Below are 1280 nucleotides of genomic sequence, written 5' to 3'. Positions count from 1 at the left end.
GCGTGTGTGTGACTGACGCGGTTTTTCGTCATCATGCGGCCAACAGCCGAGGCAGTCGCGCGAGGTTGTTGGCAGTCATCGTCAGGATGAAGCGGGAACGCACCCGTTCGATGCCCCGATAGACGGTCTGGGCCATGCCACCGACGGTTTTGGCCCAGCCAAATGCCTCTTCGATCCGTTTGCGGTGTTTGATCGACAGGGAGTAACCCTCGTGCCGGGTGGTGCGGCCGTCGATCGCTGAATATCTCGATTTCTGCGCGATATGGGGTGTTATGCAGGCTTTTCGCAGGTCGGCGACGAACTCCGCCGCGTCGAACCCCTTGTCGGCGCCGAGCGTCAACTGTCGGGTCGAGCCGGGTGAATGGCGGTGGATCATGTCCAGTGCGGCACGCCGTTCCGCGTGACCGTCGGCCTGCGTAAGGTCGCCCTGCACGATGAGCCCATTCCGGTTCTCCATCAGCGCATGCCCGATGAAGCACAGCATCGCGCCGGTGCCGGGGGATTTCTTGTAGAGCCGCGCGTCGGGGTCGGTCGTCGAGGCATGGGTGGCATTGGAGCGCTTCTGGCCCCGGAAATCGACTTCGGCATTGCGGTTCTGGCGGGTGGGGCGGGACATCGGGTCGGTCTCGGACGGTGTCGGCTCAGGGTGGTCTTCGGTGGGGCTGTCTGGACCGGGCGGGCCGCCCGGATCGTCGTCAGACGGCGTGTCGGTCGCCTTCGGCTGGAAGCTCTTCATGGAGGCCCAGGCCTTCACCAGTGTGCCATCGACCGAGAAGTGGTCGTCCGACAAGAGCGGCGCGACCTCGCGATGGGCCAGGATCGCTGCCATCACCTTGCGCGACATCCCGGTGGTCAGTAGCCGGTCGCGGTTCTTGGTGAAGACGGTCGGCACCCAGACGGCGTCGTCAATCCCGAGGCCGACGAACCAGCGGAACAAGAGGTTATACTGCATCTGTTCCATCAACTGCCGCTCGGAGCGGACCGAGAACAGGATCTGGATCAGGCTCGCCCGGATCAGCCGTTCCGGCGCAATCGAGGGGCGGCCGAAATCAACATAAAGACGGTCGAAATCCTCATTGAGACTGGCAAGCGCGTCATTCACGACCTGTCGGATCTTACGCAGCGGGTGTCGCTCAGGGATGCGGTTCTCAAGATCGACATAGCTGAACAGCGATCCGCCCGTCTCGTCCGTGCCCCGCATGATCACCTCCGCCGTCTTCTTGTCGGTGATGAATCATGTTCTGCAAACCACGTCGAGAGCCGACTATTTCAGCGGCCTG

General features: G+C 62.8%; 1 protein-coding gene. It reads right to left on the bottom strand.

Features of this window, described 5'->3' with window-relative positions; all coding sequences use genetic code 11:
• Nucleotides 1–31: 31 nt before the first annotated feature.
• The gene (locus FNJ84_RS21705; RefSeq protein ID WP_143795271.1) at nt 32–1201 is read right to left on the bottom strand and encodes an IS5 family transposase; all 1170 of its coding nucleotides are present in this window, start codon (nt 1199–1201) and stop codon (nt 32–34) included.
• Between the last annotated feature and the right edge of the window lie 79 nt (nt 1202–1280).

Source organism: Paracoccus sp. M683 (assembly GCF_007096355.1).
Classification (GTDB): Bacteria; Pseudomonadota; Alphaproteobacteria; order Rhodobacterales; family Rhodobacteraceae; genus Paracoccus.
The sequence above is the reverse complement of the archived record's forward strand: the minus strand, read 5'-3'. Positions and strand labels throughout refer to the sequence as shown.